Consider the following 15,163-nt stretch of genomic DNA (forward strand, 5'->3'; position numbering starts at 1 on the left):
GCGACAGGGGTCAGCGCAGCGTGGTGATGAACTGTCCCTCGTCGCAGAACACGCCCACCTTGCCGGGCTCGACGAAGTGCTCGGCGTGGGTGGCGAAGTTCTTCACGGCCCGCTCCTTGTTGGGGGGCAGGATGCCCAGCATGCCGCGCTGACGACGGTCCTTCACCACGGAGCAGTTGGTCCAGACGAAGTCGTCGAGGTTGCGGACCGCCACGCCGCTTCCACCAAACGGGCCAATGCCGCCCGCCTTCCTCACCGCGCCCGTGAGGAGCTTGGGCGCGGCAATCATCGGGGGAGCGGGCTTCGACGGCTCGGCGGCGGCCTCGGGCTCGGAGGGGGTTTCGTCGGGGAAGGACTCCAGCTCGGCGCCGACCTCTGGCAGCGCGATGAAGCGCGGGCCCGTGGCCGCCCTGGCGGAGTCGTCGAGGCTCAGCCGGACCATCCGCGCCTTGATGCGGTCCCTGGGGGTAGCGCCCGCCCATGACACCGTGGCGCGCCCGAGCAACACGCGCTGCATGTTCTTCGCGGGGCCCACGACATTGAACTTCTGGCGCATCCGCAGGGGCACGGCCTGGGGGCCCCTGACGGCATAGCCGCCGTTCTCCTCCACCACCGCGAGCGCCACCTCGGGCGAGACATAGGTGACGCCCTTCTCGGGCTTGGGAGCCACGGCGACGGGCTCGGGAGCCGGCTTGGGAGCGGGCGGCTTCGGCGTGGGCGTGCGCTTGGGTGGCAGGGGCTCCCGGGTCGCCACCACCTCCGGCTCCGGCCTGGGTGCCGGCTTGTCGACAGGAGGCGGGGTCGGACGCGTCTCGGCGGTGGTCGGCGGAGCGGGCTTCTTGTCCGAAGTGGGAGGCGGCGGTTTCGCGGCGACGGGCGCAGGTGGCGTGGGGGCCTCCGGGCCGCCCTGACCCTTGACGAAGTGGGCCGTCGTCACCGCGGTGCCGACCATCAACAGCAGCACCGTGAGCGCGATGACGAGCATCGTCCCGGTCTTCCGGGAGGACGCGGGCTTCGCGGCCACAACGTTAACGTTATTGGCGGACTGGGAAACGGACGCCGTCGACACCGGCACCACGGGGCCCGACGAGGCCGCCTGGACCACCGGGCCCGACGACGGGGCGGCGCTCGCGGCCATCGCCGCCCCACCCGCGACGCCTCCGGAGCCGGGACGCAGCGTGGTGGCATCGGTGCCCATCGCGTCCTCGGCGGAGGGAACATCCTGCCGGGCCATGCCGGCCACGCGCCGCTCATTCGAGGGAGCGGGCGGCTCCGTCGGCGCGCGCATCATCGTCGGCTCGAAGCCCGACTGCGCGGTGTTCTCCGGAGTGCCCTGGGGCCCGGTGCCGAACGCTCCCGTGCCGGTGCCACCGGCCAGGACGGGCATCGGCGCGGGCGTGCGGTGGTGGCTCCCGGACGACGTCACCTTGGAGATGAGCTGTCGCTGCGCGGCGAAGGCCTCCGGGCACAGCGCGCGGACGAAGTGGCCCACTTCCTCGGCGCCCACCGCGGCGCCCGAGCGCACCAGCTCCCCATTGAGCGCCCGCGCCAGTTCGTCCGAGCGCGAGTAGCGTTCATCCGGACGGGCGGCCAGCGCGCGACGCACGACGGCTTCCAGCGCCTCGTCCACGTCCCCGCGCAGCCCCTTCATCGACGGCACGGTGGGCTGCGACATGGCCGCCATCATCTCGCCCACCGTCCCGTGGGGGATGAGCGAGCGGCCGGCCAGCATCTCCCACAGCACCACGCCGCACGAGTAGATGTCGCTGCGGTGGTCCAGCGCCTCCGCGCGCACCTGCTCCGGCGACATGTAGCCCAGCTTCCCCATCACCGTGGCGGGCAGGGTGTACTTGCTGCGCGCCGCGGACTTGGCCAGGCCGAAGTCGATGACCTTGACCTCACCCTCGTACGACACCATGACGTTGTGGGGTGACACGTCGCGGTGGACGATGCCCAGGGGCGAGCCATCCGGCCCCACCTTGCGGTGCGCGTAGCCCAGGCCCTCCGCCATGCGCTGGCCCAGGAACAGCGCCACCGGCACCGGCACCTGCGCGCCCTGCAACCGCGCCTGCTCCAGCAGGTACGCCAGGTCCACGCCGGCCACGTACTCCAGCGCCATGTAGTACGTCCCGTCCGCCTCCCCCATGTCGTACACCTGGGCGATGGACGAGTGGACCAGGTGCACCAGCACCTTGGCCTCGTGGTGGAAGCGGTCCAGGAACTGCCGGTCCTTCAGCAGCGTCGGGAGGATGGTCTTGACGATGCACGGCTTCTCGAAGCCGGCCGCGCCGCTGATCTTCGCCAGGAACACCTCGCCCATGCCGCCCTGGCCCAGGGGATGGACGAGCTCGTAGCGCCCGAGGAAACGGGAGGACTCTGTAGGTGCGGTGCTCATGGCTTCTCCTGGCAGCGAAGCACCCGGACACACACGGAATCAAGCTGTCGAGGGCCCTTCTCGCATCTGTCAGACACCGTACGCGCTCGGAACATCAACCCGCCTGCCCTGGCCGGGGTGTCAGACCGGTGAGGCACAACTGTCAGTGAACCTCCTGTCTTCCAGTACGTCCAGCGCCCGGCCGCGTTGAACCCGTGGACGAAGGACTCCCGCGTCCTCCTCCTCCGAGGTGGGCGGTGAGCGCGGGTTTCAGGACAACCGGCGCCTGGGGTGGCCCGGGCCGAAAGCCAGTTTGAGACAGGCGGGCCACACAGGATGTGAACCCGCGCACCTCCCGTCGCCGCGCCCCCGGTCGGGCCGTTGCCGCGACGCGAAGCGATGCGCTCCCTGGGAACAGGTGGGGCCGTCCGGCCGGAAGCCCTCCGGCCGGGCCTCGCAGTGTCGCCCGGGTGGTGACGAAAGGAAGTGCCTCATGACGCGCTGGGGATTCATCGGGTTCTTGGCGGTCGCGGGCTGTCTGCCGGACGAGTCATCTCACCGGGATGCCCAGCTGACCGCCTGTCCCGGCATCACCGCGGGCATGTTGCCGGGCGAACCTCACGGGAAGGCGACAGCGGGGCTCGACTCTGGCGACGAGGACGGCCGTGAGCGCGTCATCATCCGCTACCGGCGCGAGGACGGGGTGACGGCGGCCCAGGTGCACCAGCTCGTCGGGCAGGTGACGGCGACCTTCCGGAACGTGCCGGCCGTGGCCGCGCGCGTGACGCCCGAGGAGCGGCTGGCCCTGGCGTTGGACCCCCGCGTGGAGAGCATCGAACCGGACCAGAAGCTGTACGCCTTGGGGACCTCCGCGCCGACGGCCCTGGCGCTGGCGACCACCCTGGCCGGCACGCGGGAGTACGTCGGAGAGCTGCGCCGGGTGCAGGCGCTGGAGGTGTGGGACCAGGATGGGGACGGGCTGCCGGACCCCGGGGCGGTGACGGGCGCGGGCGTGAAGGTGTGCGTCATCGACAGCGGCCTGGATTTGGACCACCCGGAGCTGCGCGACGCGGTGGTGGCGGCGCGGGACTTCCTGGATGGGGACGACGCGCCCAGCGACCGGGACGAGGAGCGGTGGGGCTCCGGCCACGGCACGCACGTGGCGGGCATCATCGCGGCGCGACCGGGGCTGGGGGGACGCGGCGGGCCGGTGCTGGACGAGCGCGGACTGATGGGCGTGGCGCCCGGTGCGCAGCTCATCATCGCCCGGGTGCTGAACCTCGAGGGAAGCACCCACATGAGCCTGGTGATGAAGGCGCTGGAGTACTGCCAGGCCGAAGGCGCGAAGGTGGCCTCGCTGTCGCTGGGCGGCAGTCTGGGCAGCCTCAACACGGAGGAAGGCTTCAAGGCGGCGCTGGACGGCGGGATGCTGGTGGTGGCGGCGGCGGGCAACGAGGGGCAGGGCTTGATGTCCTATCCCGCCTCGGACCCGTCCGTGCTGGGGGTGGGCGCCCTGGACAACACGGACCGGCGCGCGGTGTTCTCCTCCTATGGCGAGGGCCTGGCGCTGATGGCTCCCGGCGTGGACGTGCTGTCCACCTTCCCTCAAGGCCGGGGCTCGTTCGCCGCGCTGGAGGTGGGCGACTCCCGGCCCATGTCGCGCTCGCTGCTGTACGCGCCGACGGGTGACACCTGGGGCTCGTTGGTGGACTGCGGCATGGGTGAATCGGTGGCCTCATGCGGGGAGGACGGCAGTTGCCGAGGCTTCGTCGCGTACGTGCACCCGAGCGCCTACGTGCGGCCCGACCGGGCCATCGTCAACGTGATGCGGCAGGGCGCGCGCGCGGTCATCTTCGCCAGCGAGCTGATGGAGGGGGGCGCGGAAATCCTCTCCGTGCCGCAGCGCGGAACCTGGGTGCCGTCCGTCACCATCACCCAGGCGGCGAGCACGGTGATGGAGCGACAGCTCGGCGCCACCGCGAAGCTCAGCCTGCGCCCGGCGGACTACGCGTACATGTCCGGCACCTCCATGGCCACGCCGTATGTCAGCGGCATCGCCGCGCTGCTGTTCAGCGCGCGCCCCTCCGCCACACCCGCCGAGGTGAAGGCGGCGCTCCTGAGCAGCGCGAAGGACCTGGGCGACAGCGGTTACGACGAGCAGTACGGCCACGGCCTGGTGCAGGCCCGGCGGGCGCTGGAGGCCCTCGTCGGCCCGGTGCCCTGAAGCCCCGCGTGCCCGCCCCTCCCTCCGGGGAGGGAAGGCCAGCGGGCCGACGTGTCCACCGCCCCGTCGATGAGAGGACGGGCGAGGGACATGGGACCCGGGAACATTGCCGGGATGGGGCGTGAACTCCACGTTGCCTTTCGGACGCTCGGAAAGGAGTCCGACATGAAGGCATTCGTGCGTATCGCGGGATGTGTGGCGGCGCTGTGGGGATGCGCCGTGTGGGCCCAGGAGGACTACCGCCCCAGCGCGGAGCGGGCCCCTGGAAACCTGGAGCCGGTGCAGGTCGATGAGCCCAAGAAGTCGTCGAAGCGCGCCGACACCGGCCTGTACGCGCAGCTCGGCGGCGGCGCGGAGGGCTACACCGGGCAGCTGGCGCCCCGGCTCGACGCGGGCTTCACGTACGGCGGCGCCATCGGCTACCGGCCCCTGGGCTTCCTCGGCGTGGAGCTGGGCTACAACGGCAGCGTCAACAACGTGGACATCGACGGGAACGGCCGGGCGGGAAGTCTGGGCGAGGGCGCGGACGTGGTGCGCAACGGAGGCCAGGCGCTCGTCATCGGCAACTTCACCGACACCCAGCTGCAGCCCTACGCGGTGACGGGCATCGGCATCGACGACTACAACATCCGGCACGACGCGGTGGGCCGCGAGTTCGGCTTCAATGACGACACCAGCGGCTATGTGCCCGCGGGCCTGGGCCTGCGCTACCAGTTTGGCAAGCTCATCACCGCCGACGCGCGCGTGAGCTACAACTTCCTCTTCGACCAGGACTTCGCGCCCACGTCCGCGACGCCCAACGCCCTGGACGGCCGCTACATGGGGATGCTCCAGATTGGCGGCACCTACTAATCGAAGCCCGGCACGAAGAAGGCGCCCGGACCTGGGTGGGTCCGGGCGCCTCGTGCTTCGTGCCGCCACCGGGCCCTCGCTTCAGGAGGGCCGGTCAATCCCGATGCGCGCGGCGGACCACGTGCCCTGGAGCCACCGGGGCAGCTGGCTCTCGATTTTGTCCGCCTCCTGCTCCGTCACCTGCTCGCGCAGCGCCGCGAAGACGCCGTGCAACACGAGCCGCACGTTCTCCGGCTCGGCGTTCAGGTGGTTGGCCACCTGGAGGTAGAAGTCGTCGCGGTCCACCTTCCCGCGCACGCCGTCCGGGTGGCGGGGGCACGCATCCACGAGCCCCCGCAGGTCCTCGGGGAGCTGCTCGCGCAGCTGCCGCATCAGCCCGTCGGACAAAAGCTCCGACAGCCCGCGGAACACCGCCTCCGCCGCCTGCTCCGCCTCGAAGTCCGGGAGCTGCGCGGATACCGCGTCCATGAAGGACTTCCGGTCCGTGCCCACCCCCAGCCCCGACCACGACTGCGTCGTTTCCTGCTTCTGAATCGACATGCGCGTCTCCTCTCGCGCCTTCACCGTGGGGGCGCGACGAGTGTCCGGCAGCAGGCAACAGGCCTGCTTCCCGGCCGCTCGGTCCGCGTCAGGCCTTTCACCGTGCATTCCCAAGCATGGGATTCCCGTTCGCTCCTGGGACGTCCAACCGACCCTGCGCAATGCGGTATGTCTGCCTTTGATTCGACCGATGAACTGGACTCATGGCACCTCACCGCGAGTCCCTGCAGCCGGCGACAAGGCGTCCGGAACCACACGGAACTCCGGGGGATTTGCAAAAAACCCGGCACATCGCGTGCGTGGGGAATGGGTGGAATGAAATCCCGTCGCAATTGTACTGGGGCCGCGACGTAGGTCGTCTGTGCGGCGACCAGGCCGCCTTCTCTTTCCCCCACGAATTGAGGATTTTCATGTATCGCATCGCCGTTGCCGCCCTGTTCCTTGCTGCCACTGGTTGCGCCACCACGGGAGGCGCCGGGAGCCGCGAGGGCAACGCCACCGTCGCCGGTGTCATCCGTCTGCCGGAGAGCGGGCTCGCGCAGGCGGGCAACCCGTGTGACCAGCTCCGCGTCGTCGTCGCTCACGCGGCCACGCCCACGGATGCCCTGGGCAGGGCCATGGTGAAGTCCAGCCGCGGCAACCGCTGCTCCTTCACCATCTCCGGCATCCCCAGCAACACCGACCTGCAGGTCAGCACGGTGCCGGACGCCAGCCTGAAGTGCGACAACGGGTCGGTGCCCACCATCACCCCGGAGCCGTCCACCATCAAGATGGTGAACTACGGCACGGGCACGAAGGACTTCACGCTGAGCTGCGGCGCCTGAGTTCGGTTTGACGTCCGGAACCCTCCGCTCCCAACTCGAGCGGAGGGGCCGGGCAGCCCTCGGGACGTCCAGGAATTCCGGATTGCTTCGCGCTCTGAGGGGCGCGAGACTTCTGGGAGACCGCCCGCAGAGCGGCACGAGGTACCGGAGTGGACCGGGCCGCGATGGATGCGAAGAAGGACGACCCGGTGAAGATTCCAAGCAGTTGGCGCGCCGCCACGCTTGCCCTGAGCCTGGGCGGGCTGGGGTGGGCGTGTGAGTCGGAAGAACCGTTCCCCACGCTCGACGAGCTGGACCAGCTTCGCAGCCTGCACTCGCTGTCGAGCCACCCGCGCCAGGACGCCACCAACAAGGTGGACGGCCTGCCGGTGGCCCAGGAGCTGGGACATGACTTGTTCAAGGACCCGGGCCTGTCCCGCTGCGGCACGGTGTCCTGCGACAGCTGCCACTCCGGCGATGGTCGCACGGTGGACACGGCGACGGCGGAGGGCTGCGGCGGACAGCGCACGGAGCGCAACCCGCCCACGGTGTTGAACGTGCGGCACAACCGCTGGTTCATGTGGGACGGGCGGGCGGACTCACTCTGGTCGCAAGCGATTCTTCCGCTGACGAATCCGGTGGAGATGGACTCGGACGCGGAGGTGGTGCGGGCGAGGCTCCAGGCGGAGGAGTCCTACCGGACGCGCTACCAGACGCTGTTCGGCGTGGAGCCCTCGGGCGTGGCCGCGCCGGTGCTGATGGCCAACGTGGGCAAGCTGATGGCGGCGTACGAGCGGGTGCTGATGCAGGTGGACGCGCCCTTCGATACGGACGTGAAGCGCTTCATCGCCGCGGCGGAGGCTGGCTCGGCGGAGGGCGACCCGGCGTACCTGGGGCTGAAGACCTTCGTGCGCAAGGGGCAGTGCATCGTCTGCCACAAGGGGCCTTCGCTGACGGACGAGCTGTTCCACAACGTGGGCCTGGAGGACCGGGGCCCCGGCGCGGGCGGACAGTGGGCGGTGCTCAACGCGCTGCTGGACTGGGAGTTCAACGCCTCAAGCAGGCACAGCGACGACCCGAACGGCGCGGACGCGCTGCGGCTGCGCACGCTGCGCTCCCAGGCGAAGCAGGAGGAGCTGGAGGGCGCGTTCCGCACGCCGTCGCTGCGCAACGTGGCGCTGACGGCGCCGTACATGCACACGGGCGCGCAGGCCTCGCTGGAGGAGGTCGTCGACTTCTACAACGACGGCGGCAACCCGGAGGGCTCCTTCACCGGCAAGCGCACCGTCACCATCGTCCCGCTGGAGCTGACGGACGCGGAGAAGCGCGCGCTGGTGGAGCTGCTCAAGTCGCTGACGGGCACCCCGCGCTGACCGGCGCGCCGACGGGCTCCCGCGCCCTGTGAGGACGGGAGCCCGCGAGCGAGCGGAACTTCAGCGCACCAGGTGGAAGTCGGTCTGCCGCTTCCAGGCCCAGTGCACGCGGCCTTCCGCGTCGATGGTGATGTCCTCTTCCTGGGCGGAGCGCACTCGCTGGTTGTTCCACTCGGGCACGGGGCTCGTCGCCTGGAGTTCAATCGAGTACCACATGTTCGCCATGACCTTGTGGTCGCCGTTGCCGGGCACGCCCTCCTGCCGGTCCCACAGGCCCACCATGGCTCCCGCGCCGTGGCCGTGCAGGCCAATGGGGTGCGAGTAGATGGTGCCGTCGATGCCCTCGGACGTCATGCGCTGACGGGAGCTCTTGAGGACCTCGTTGCCGGTGCGGCCGGGGCGCAGCTCCTCGAAGACGATGTCCTGGAGGCGGTTGGACGTCTTGAGCGCGGCCTTCAGGCCCGCGGGCACGTCCGTCTCACCCTCGCGCAGCACGTAGCCCATGTGCTGGGTGTCGGTGTTGAGCCGCAGCGCGGTGACGCCGTAGTCGCAGTGGAGCACGTCGCCGCGCTGGATGACGGGGTCCTCGCCGAGTTGCTCCTCGGTGACGCCCTGGCGCTGCACGTCCACGGACGGCTGGAACCAGGTGTCCAGGCCCAGGTCCGCCAGGCGCTGGCGCATCCACCACTCCACGTCGGAGATGCGGGTGACGCCGGGGGTGACGACCTGGTTGGAGAAGGCCGTCTCGATGATGTTCCAGGCGAGCTTCGTCTCGTCCTCGTAGAAGCGGACTTCATCGGGGATGCGCCACGCGATGAGGTCCACGGGCAGGCCCTCGGCGGGCTTGAAGCGCTTCACCCAGTCGGGGCCGAGAGCCTGGGCCATGCCCTCGTACTCGCCATGGGAGAGGCCGTCGGCGAAGGCGAACGTGCGGGAGATGTCGAGCGCGATGCTCTGGGGCTTTCGCTCCTCCAGCACCTGCTTGAGCACCAGCCACTGGTCCGGGCCCCACAGCTCCGCCTGACGCAGGCCCTCGCCGCCGTGGCTCACCTGCTGCTGGGCGCGACGCGGGACATAGACGCCGCCCTGCGGGCCACCGCCGAGCGCCAGTCGCTCCACGCCCTTCTCCGGGCCCAGGTCATGGAACACGTAGATGGTGCGGCGGCGCGCGGCGAACGTGGTGGGCGACACGAGCGCCTTGAAGACGGGGTCCTCGTTGTACTCGCGCATGGGGACGACCCACATCTCGATGCCGTACTTGCGCATGAGCTGGGGAAGCGCCGTGTCCATGCGCTCGCGCAGCCAGGCCTGCTGACGGTCGGCCTGCTCACGCAGGGTGCCGAAGGGGCGCTCCGGCACGGAGGCCTTCGCCGTCGCGACGGCGGTGGCGTCCGGAGACTGCGAGGAGACGGAGGCACATGCGGTGCTCAGCATGAGCGGTGCGAGGAGACGGAGGCGGGTTCGCATGGCCGCGCAGTCTGGCATGCACGGACGGGGGCGTCTCGGCCGTGTGGCGCGCCGAGGGCCGGGGGCTTCGTGTCTTGCGAGGCTTTCCGCGCGGCGGTGCTCAGCCAGTCACAGGAGGTTTCGCGCGGGGGGTGGGCTGGCGCGATGCGCCAGGGCGCGCGCGGGCCGGGTCAGGGAGCGCCGGCACACGCCTGCTGGTCGGCGCCACAGGCCGCGTTGATGCGCGAGGTGTCCACGGGCTGCTGGCACTCGCTGTCGAGCGACGCGGTCAGCACCTCCGTCCGGATGCGCATGCACCGCACGCAGCCAGTCCTCGCGCCCGTGGCGTCCTCCAGCTCCGGCTCCACCTGCCGGTAGCGCTCGAGGACCTGGGCCATGCAGGCCGCTTCGTCCAGCGAGGACCCCTCGCACCGCGCCTCGTGGGAGCACTGCACCGTGGCGGCGCGTTCGGCCCACTCGTCATAGGTGATTTGCGAGGGGTCCTCGCCGCCACATCCCAGCCACGCCACGGACATCGCGAACAGGAGCCACCGCATGGCCGCATCTCACCGGGAATCGGCGAGCCTGTCACCCACGGGGCGGGGCATGCTCAGCGCCGCGTGAGTCCCTCGGCGCGGCACTGCTGGGTGTCACAGCCCTCGACGACGCACGGCGCACACTCGAGCATTCCTCCACAGCCATCCGGCACCGCGCCGCATGTGGCCTCCCGCGTCTCGCACGTCACCGGGACGCAGCCGGTCGGCAGGTACTGCTCGCTCGTGTCGAGCATGCCCGCCACCTCGTTGGCGCCGCCCACGAGCAGCACCGAGCCGTCCCGCAGCGTCAGCGCGCCCGGCAGGCCGCGAGGCTCCGTCAGCGCGGGAGCGGAGGCCCACTGCCCCGTCATCGGGTCGAAGCGCTCCACCGACGCGAGCGCACCCGCCATGGGATGCTCGCCTCCCAACACGAGCACCTGGCCCTCTGGCGTCACCACCGCGGCATGGTGCTCGCGAGCCACCGACGGCGCCGCCACCAGCGTCCACAGGCCCGTCAGCGCGTCGTAGACCTCGGCCGTGCTCGACGCGCGCGCGGTGCCACCGCCCACCACCAGCACGCGTCCGTCCGGCAGCAGCGTCACCGAGTGCCCCTGTCGATGCGTCCCCGCCGCGCCCCCCGCGAAGCCCGCCTTCTCCCAGCGGCCGGTGGCCACGTCGTACAGCTCCGCCTGAAGGCCGCTCACGAAGAGCGCCTTGCCCTGGGCCAGCATCACCGCCGTGCCCGCGCCGCCCCGCACGAAGCCCGGCGGCGTCGCGGGAGCCCACGTGCCCGTCATCGGGTCGAACAGCTCCGCGGAGCGCAACGGCCGGCGGTCCGCGTCGGTGCCACCCGCCACGAGCACGCGGCCATCGGGGAGCAGCAGCGCGGAGGGATCATTCCGGGCCTCGAACATGGGCGCCACCTGCGTCCAGAGACCCGACGCCGGCGCGTACACCTCCGCGTCCGCGAGCGCGCCCGGCGCCACCACCTGCGTGCCGCCCGTCACCAGCACGCGGCCATCCAGGAGCCGCACCACCGCGTGGTTGCGACGCGCCTTGTGCATGGAGCCCGTCAGGCTCCACATCCCCGTCTCCGGCTCGAACACCTCGCAGCTCGACAGAGTGCGCTGTCCGTCATGGCCTCCGGCGGCCAGCACGCGCCCGTCCTCCAGCGGGACGAAGGGCAGCAGCTTGCGCGGCGTCGCCAGCCTCAGGGGCTCGACGCCCGTGTCCAACGTGCCCCCGTCCGCGCGCGGACCGGAGTTGCACGAGAACACGAGCGCGAAGAACGCCACGCCGAGAAAGGATGTCTGGACACGTCGCATGGGACCCACTCGCCTCGCTGGTCGAAGAGAGCCCGTGTACCCTGACGGTCTGACATTCCTGGGATGTCCGACCTGAATGATTCCGGACGCTTGCCCCGCGTGCCGGGTCGGAAATCCCCCACTCGCGAGGAGCCCGCACTCGCGACGTGGGAGCGCGAGTCACAAGGGTGCTCAGTGGCGCACGGAGTCCTCGTCCGACGGGGCGGAGACGTTCACCGGCTCCGCGTCCATGCCGTTGGAGTGGCGGGGAGGCAGCGCGCCGCCGTCGTCATCCACCTCCAGCGTCAGCAGCGGGTGGTCGGCGCGGGACAGGTACACGTCCTCGTCGTTGACGTGGTCCACGTCGCGGTACTCCACCAGGTAGTCGTGGCGGGGGATGGGCACCAGTCCCTGCTCCAGCTCGAAGTGGATATCGCCGACGGCGGCGACGCGCCCCAGCTTGCGTCCGTCCGCGGTCCTCACCGTCATTCCCTCGCGCACCTCGCCGGACTGAATCATCACGACCTCCTCGCGGCTGCACCTCTGTCAGCAAGAACCTGCGGGCCCGGCGCGCGTGACGACAGTCCGACGGAGCAGGCAGGGCAGCGTCCGTCTTCCTGGTGGGGGCGAAGGGGGGCGATGGGGCGGGTGGGGAGGCTCGCGCGGAGTGGAGTGCCTAACATTCGCGACAGGAGGTGCCGCATGTTGCTGGAACTGTCCGCGGTGGAAGCCCGCGAGCTGAAGCAGGCGCTGGACACGGCGTTGCTCGAGCTGCTCACCGAGATTTCCCACACGGACCAGCGCGCGTACCGCGACCTGCTGCGTGAGCGGTATGACCGGCTGGAGCAGCTCAACCGGCGCCTGGAGTTGTCGCTGGAAGGCAGTCAGGTCTACGCCTGAGGTGGGGCCGCGCGCATCGGCCGGGCGGACGAGGCGAGGGAGCAAGGCGCCGGAGCGGCGGCTCGTGAGGCGGGCGCGCGCGGAAGTGGGCGTGGTGCGCGGACGCGAGCGGGCGCACCTTCTTCCGCGAGCACGAGGGAGGCCGCGCCATGATTCCGGAGAACATCATCCAGTACCTGGAAGGTCACAACGTTCCCTTCGACCGCAGGCCGCACCTGCGAGCCATCACCGCGCAGGCGCTCGCGGCGTCACTGCATGTCAGCGGCTTCCAGGTGGCCAAGTCGGTCATCCTCCGCTCGGATGACTCGCTGTGGATTTGCGTGGTGAGCGCGCCGGACACGGTGAACCTGGACCGCGTCGCGGCGGTGACGGGCGCGAAGAACCTGCGGCTCGCCGAGGAGTCCGAGTTCGCCCCGCTCTTTCCCGAGTGCGAGGTCGGCGCGGAGCCACCGTTTGGAAGGCTCTATGGAATCCCGGTGGTGGTGGACGAACACCTGCGCCACGCGGAGCACCTGTTGTTCCGCGCGGGCTCCCACGCCGAGGCCCTGGAGCTGCGCTTCGCGGACTTCGAGAACGTAGAGGCCCCGCTCACTGGAATCATCGTCCATGACCGCCAGCGCGAGCAGTTGAGCATCGAGAACGACAGCTTCTCGCTGCAGCCCTAGCCCTGGGCCCGGCCCGTCAGCGCGTCGAACCGCCGCAGCTTCGAGGCATCGAAGCGCAGGGACACGGGGGTGCCCGAGGCGGCGCGGAAGTCACCAGGTGCACGGGCCACGAGCTGCTCACCCGCCACGTCCACCGTCACCCAGCTCTCCGCGCCCATGGGCTCCACCAGATACACGAGCCCCGTCAGCGCCCCCGGTGACTCGTCGCCCTGAGCCGTCACCACCAGGTGCTCGGGGCGAAGTCCCAGCACCACGTCCTCGGCCGCGAGGCCCAGTGTCCCGGGCTTCACCTGGTTGATGCGCGGCGAGCCGAAGAAGCCCGCCACGAACAGGTTCGCGGGCGCGTCATACAGCTCGCGCGGCGGAGCCACCTGCTGCACCTCGCCCTGGCTCATCACCACCACCCGGTCCGACAGCGTCATCGCCTCCGACTGGTCATGCGTGACGTAGATGAACGTGGCCTGGAGTCTCTCGTGCAGCTTCTTGATTTCACCGCGCATCTGCGTGCGCAGCGCGGCGTCCAGATTGGACAGCGGCTCATCGAACAGGAACACCTTCGGCCGTCGCACGAGCGCGCGTCCCAGGGCCACGCGTTGCCGCTGCCCACCGGACAGCTCCTTCGGCCGACGCGACAGCAGCGCCTCCAACCCGAGCACCGAGGCCACCTCACTCACCCGCGCCTCGATGTCCGCGCGCGACAGCCCGGCGACCTCCAGCGGGAAGGCCAGGTTGCGAGCCACGTCCAGGTGCGGATAGAGCGCGTAGCTCTGGAACACCATGGCGATGTCGCGCTCCTTCGGCGACATGCCGTTGACCACCTCGCCGTCGATGCGCAGCGTGCCGCCGGACAGCTCCTCCAGTCCGGCAATCAGGTTGAGCGTGGTGGACTTGCCACAGCCGGACGGGCCGACGAGGGACACGAACTCACCGTCCGCGATGTGCAGCGTCACGCCCTTCACCGCGGCCACGCCCCCTCGATACACCTTGCGCACGTCCTCCAGGGACACCGTCGCCACGCGACTAGCCCTCCCCGGTGCCCGAGCCTCGGGCCCATCGCGCGCTGGGTCTCTTCATCGAAGCTGTCTCTCGGATGCGCATGGAGGCAGCCAACCCCCTCGTCACCGGGCACGGCAAGCGCGATGTCGCGCCGCCGTGCACCCGCTGACAGCCCGCGCCTACAGCGCCAGCGTCATGCCACCGTCGATGACGAAGGCGGAGCCCGTCAGATAGGGATGGTCGTCGCAGGCGAGCATCAGCGCCGCGTCCGCGACCTCCGCCGCCGTGGCGAGCCGCTGCTGTCCATGCACGTTGACGCGAGCCCAGGCGGCCGCCGCTTCCTGGAACTGCTCCTCCGGCATGTTCTCCGCGCCCATCTGCCGCCGGACCAGCGGTGTGTCCACCGTGCCCGGGCAGAGCGCGTTCACCCGGATGCCCAGCGTGCCGTACTCCAGCGCCGCCGCCTGGACGATTCCCACCAGCGCGCGCTTGCTCGCGGTGTACGCCGAGCTTCCCTTGCGCGTGGCGAACGCCTGCACCGAGGACGTCACCACGATGCTCCCGCCTCCCGCGCTCAGCATGTGAGGGATTTGCGCTCGCATCGCCGCGAAGACGCCACGCACGTTGGTGTCCGAGAGGTCATTCCACTCCTCCAGGGAGATTTCGTGCAGCCCCTTGGCCATGCTGATGCCCGCGTTGTTGAACGCGACATGCAACCCGCCGTAGTGCTGGACCACCGTGTCCACGAACGTCCGCACCGCGTCCGCATCTCTCACGTCGACCTTGTAGTAGGTGGCCTCACCGCCCGCCTGACGGATGAGCTGCTCCACCTCCTGGCCCAGGTTCTCCCGGCGACCGCAGAAGGCCACCTTGCCGCCCTCGGCCGCGAAGGCGATGGCCGCTGCCCGGCCGATTCCGGACGTCGCGCCGGTGACGAGCACCACCTTGTTCTCGAAGCGCCTCCTGCCAGTCACGGGCGCCACGCCCACCGGCGAGCCACACGCCACATCCGCCGCGAGCACCGCCGTACTCCCCAGCGCCGCCGTCAGAAACGTCCTCCGCTCCAACCGCACGGAGTCCTTCGAATCCCGCGTCGTCATCGTCACCTCTCAAGGAAAATCCTGGTGAGGCCCTCACGAGTAGCAACGCT

14 protein-coding genes are annotated in these 15,163 nt (G+C 70.5%); 6 read left to right on the forward strand and 8 right to left on the reverse strand.

Annotated elements, in window-relative coordinates; translation table 11 throughout:
• Positions 1–10: 10 nt before the first annotated feature.
• The gene (locus tag HUA75_RS37835) at positions 11–2,395 is read right to left on the reverse strand and encodes a serine/threonine-protein kinase (RefSeq protein WP_174489198.1); all 2,385 of its coding nucleotides are present in this window, start codon (positions 2,393–2,395) and stop codon (positions 11–13) included.
• Between the two features lie 472 nt (positions 2,396–2,867).
• Here HUA75_RS37835 and HUA75_RS37840 point away from each other — a divergent pair, with 472 nt between their 5' ends.
• The gene (locus HUA75_RS37840) at positions 2,868–4,598 is read left to right on the forward strand and encodes a S8 family serine peptidase (RefSeq protein ID WP_174489199.1); all 1,731 of its coding nucleotides are present in this window, start codon (positions 2,868–2,870) and stop codon (positions 4,596–4,598) included.
• Between the two features lie 165 nt (positions 4,599–4,763).
• Positions 4,764–5,450 (forward strand): hypothetical protein, encoded by a 687-nt coding sequence (locus tag HUA75_RS37845; RefSeq protein WP_254614104.1) that lies wholly within the window; start codon positions 4,764–4,766, stop codon positions 5,448–5,450.
• An 81-nt stretch (positions 5,451–5,531) separates the two neighbouring features.
• On the opposite strand, the gene HUA75_RS37850 is transcribed toward HUA75_RS37845, so the two are convergent.
• Positions 5,532–5,990 (reverse strand): DUF2267 domain-containing protein, encoded by a 459-nt coding sequence (locus HUA75_RS37850; RefSeq protein ID WP_141648923.1) that lies wholly within the window; start codon positions 5,988–5,990, stop codon positions 5,532–5,534.
• Between the two features lie 410 nt (positions 5,991–6,400).
• Here HUA75_RS37850 and HUA75_RS37855 point away from each other — a divergent pair, with 410 nt between their 5' ends.
• Positions 6,401–6,814, forward strand: a complete 414-nt coding sequence (locus HUA75_RS37855; protein WP_141648924.1) for a hypothetical protein — start codon at positions 6,401–6,403, stop codon at positions 6,812–6,814.
• A gap of 164 nt (positions 6,815–6,978) precedes the next feature.
• Complete coding sequence (locus HUA75_RS37860) at positions 6,979–8,166, forward strand: cytochrome-c peroxidase (RefSeq protein WP_174489284.1); 1,188 nt, start codon at positions 6,979–6,981, stop codon at positions 8,164–8,166.
• A 60-nt stretch (positions 8,167–8,226) separates the two neighbouring features.
• Here HUA75_RS37860 and HUA75_RS37865 read toward each other — a convergent pair whose 3' ends face one another.
• The 4 genes from HUA75_RS37865 to HUA75_RS37880 form a co-directional block, all read right to left on the reverse strand.
• Positions 8,227–9,633 (reverse strand): M24 family metallopeptidase, encoded by a 1,407-nt coding sequence (locus tag HUA75_RS37865; RefSeq protein WP_174460535.1) that lies wholly within the window; start codon positions 9,631–9,633, stop codon positions 8,227–8,229.
• A gap of 170 nt (positions 9,634–9,803) precedes the next feature.
• Positions 9,804–10,169 carry a hypothetical protein gene (locus tag HUA75_RS37870; protein WP_174489200.1) on the reverse strand — a complete coding sequence of 122 codons (366 nt, stop codon included), beginning with the start codon at positions 10,167–10,169 and terminating at the stop codon, positions 9,804–9,806.
• Positions 10,170–10,222: 53 nt separating this feature from the next.
• The gene (locus HUA75_RS37875) at positions 10,223–11,473 is read right to left on the reverse strand and encodes a kelch repeat-containing protein (RefSeq protein WP_174489201.1); all 1,251 of its coding nucleotides are present in this window, start codon (positions 11,471–11,473) and stop codon (positions 10,223–10,225) included.
• Positions 11,474–11,644: 171 nt separating this feature from the next.
• Positions 11,645–11,971, reverse strand: a complete 327-nt coding sequence (locus HUA75_RS37880; protein WP_141649317.1) for a DUF2171 domain-containing protein — start codon at positions 11,969–11,971, stop codon at positions 11,645–11,647.
• 183 nt (positions 11,972–12,154) lie between these two features.
• Between HUA75_RS37880 and HUA75_RS37885 the strand changes: the two genes are divergently transcribed.
• Both HUA75_RS37885 and HUA75_RS37890 read left to right on the forward strand, forming a co-directional pair.
• A complete protein-coding gene (locus tag HUA75_RS37885; RefSeq protein WP_141646753.1) occupies positions 12,155–12,352 on the forward strand; it encodes a hypothetical protein in 198 nt (65 codons plus the stop codon).
• Positions 12,353–12,501: 149 nt separating this feature from the next.
• Positions 12,502–13,017: an aminoacyl-tRNA deacylase gene (locus HUA75_RS37890; RefSeq protein WP_141646754.1), complete on the forward strand. Its 516-nt coding sequence runs from the start codon at positions 12,502–12,504 to the stop codon at positions 13,015–13,017.
• Here HUA75_RS37890 and HUA75_RS37895 read toward each other — a convergent pair.
• Both HUA75_RS37895 and HUA75_RS37900 read right to left on the reverse strand, forming a co-directional pair.
• Complete coding sequence (locus tag HUA75_RS37895) at positions 13,014–14,033, reverse strand: ABC transporter ATP-binding protein (RefSeq protein WP_174489202.1); 1,020 nt, start codon at positions 14,031–14,033, stop codon at positions 13,014–13,016. The genes HUA75_RS37890 and HUA75_RS37895 overlap by 4 nt on opposite strands.
• Positions 14,034–14,192: 159 nt before the next feature.
• Complete coding sequence (locus HUA75_RS37900; protein ID WP_174489203.1) at positions 14,193–15,113, reverse strand: SDR family NAD(P)-dependent oxidoreductase; 921 nt, start codon at positions 15,111–15,113, stop codon at positions 14,193–14,195.
• Positions 15,114–15,163: the final 50 nt, after the last annotated feature.

The sequence above is a fragment of the Myxococcus sp. CA040A genome, assembly GCF_013336725.1.
GTDB lineage: Bacteria > Myxococcota > Myxococcia > Myxococcales > Myxococcaceae > Myxococcus > Myxococcus llanfairpwllgwyngyllgogerychwyrndrobwllllantysiliogogogochensis.

What these genes read in the sequence shown, in the direction of transcription:
- HUA75_RS37840 (WP_174489199.1), top strand. Translation starts at nt 2,868, where the DNA reads ATGACGCGCTGGGGATTCATCGGGTTCTTGGCGGTCGCGGGCTGTCTG.
- HUA75_RS37850 (WP_141648923.1), bottom strand. Translation starts at nt 5,990, where the DNA reads ATGTCGATTCAGAAGCAGGAAACGACGCAGTCGTGGTCGGGGCTGGGG.
- HUA75_RS37860 (WP_174489284.1), top strand. Translation starts at nt 6,979, where the DNA reads ATGGATGCGAAGAAGGACGACCCGGTGAAGATTCCAAGCAGTTGGCGC.
- HUA75_RS37880 (WP_141649317.1), bottom strand. Translation starts at nt 11,971, where the DNA reads ATGATTCAGTCCGGCGAGGTGCGCGAGGGAATGACGGTGAGGACCGCG.
- HUA75_RS37875 (WP_174489201.1), bottom strand. Translation starts at nt 11,473, where the DNA reads ATGCGACGTGTCCAGACATCCTTTCTCGGCGTGGCGTTCTTCGCGCTC.
- HUA75_RS37835 (WP_174489198.1), bottom strand. Translation starts at nt 2,395, where the DNA reads ATGAGCACCGCACCTACAGAGTCCTCCCGTTTCCTCGGGCGCTACGAG.
- HUA75_RS37885 (WP_141646753.1), top strand. Translation starts at nt 12,155, where the DNA reads ATGTTGCTGGAACTGTCCGCGGTGGAAGCCCGCGAGCTGAAGCAGGCG.
- HUA75_RS37845 (WP_254614104.1), top strand. Translation starts at nt 4,764, where the DNA reads ATGAAGGCATTCGTGCGTATCGCGGGATGTGTGGCGGCGCTGTGGGGA.
- HUA75_RS37855 (WP_141648924.1), top strand. Translation starts at nt 6,401, where the DNA reads ATGTATCGCATCGCCGTTGCCGCCCTGTTCCTTGCTGCCACTGGTTGC.
- HUA75_RS37890 (WP_141646754.1), top strand. Translation starts at nt 12,502, where the DNA reads ATGATTCCGGAGAACATCATCCAGTACCTGGAAGGTCACAACGTTCCC.
- HUA75_RS37865 (WP_174460535.1), bottom strand. Translation starts at nt 9,633, where the DNA reads ATGCGAACCCGCCTCCGTCTCCTCGCACCGCTCATGCTGAGCACCGCA.
- HUA75_RS37870 (WP_174489200.1), bottom strand. Translation starts at nt 10,169, where the DNA reads ATGCGGTGGCTCCTGTTCGCGATGTCCGTGGCGTGGCTGGGATGTGGC.
- HUA75_RS37900 (WP_174489203.1), bottom strand. Translation starts at nt 15,113, where the DNA reads ATGACGACGCGGGATTCGAAGGACTCCGTGCGGTTGGAGCGGAGGACG.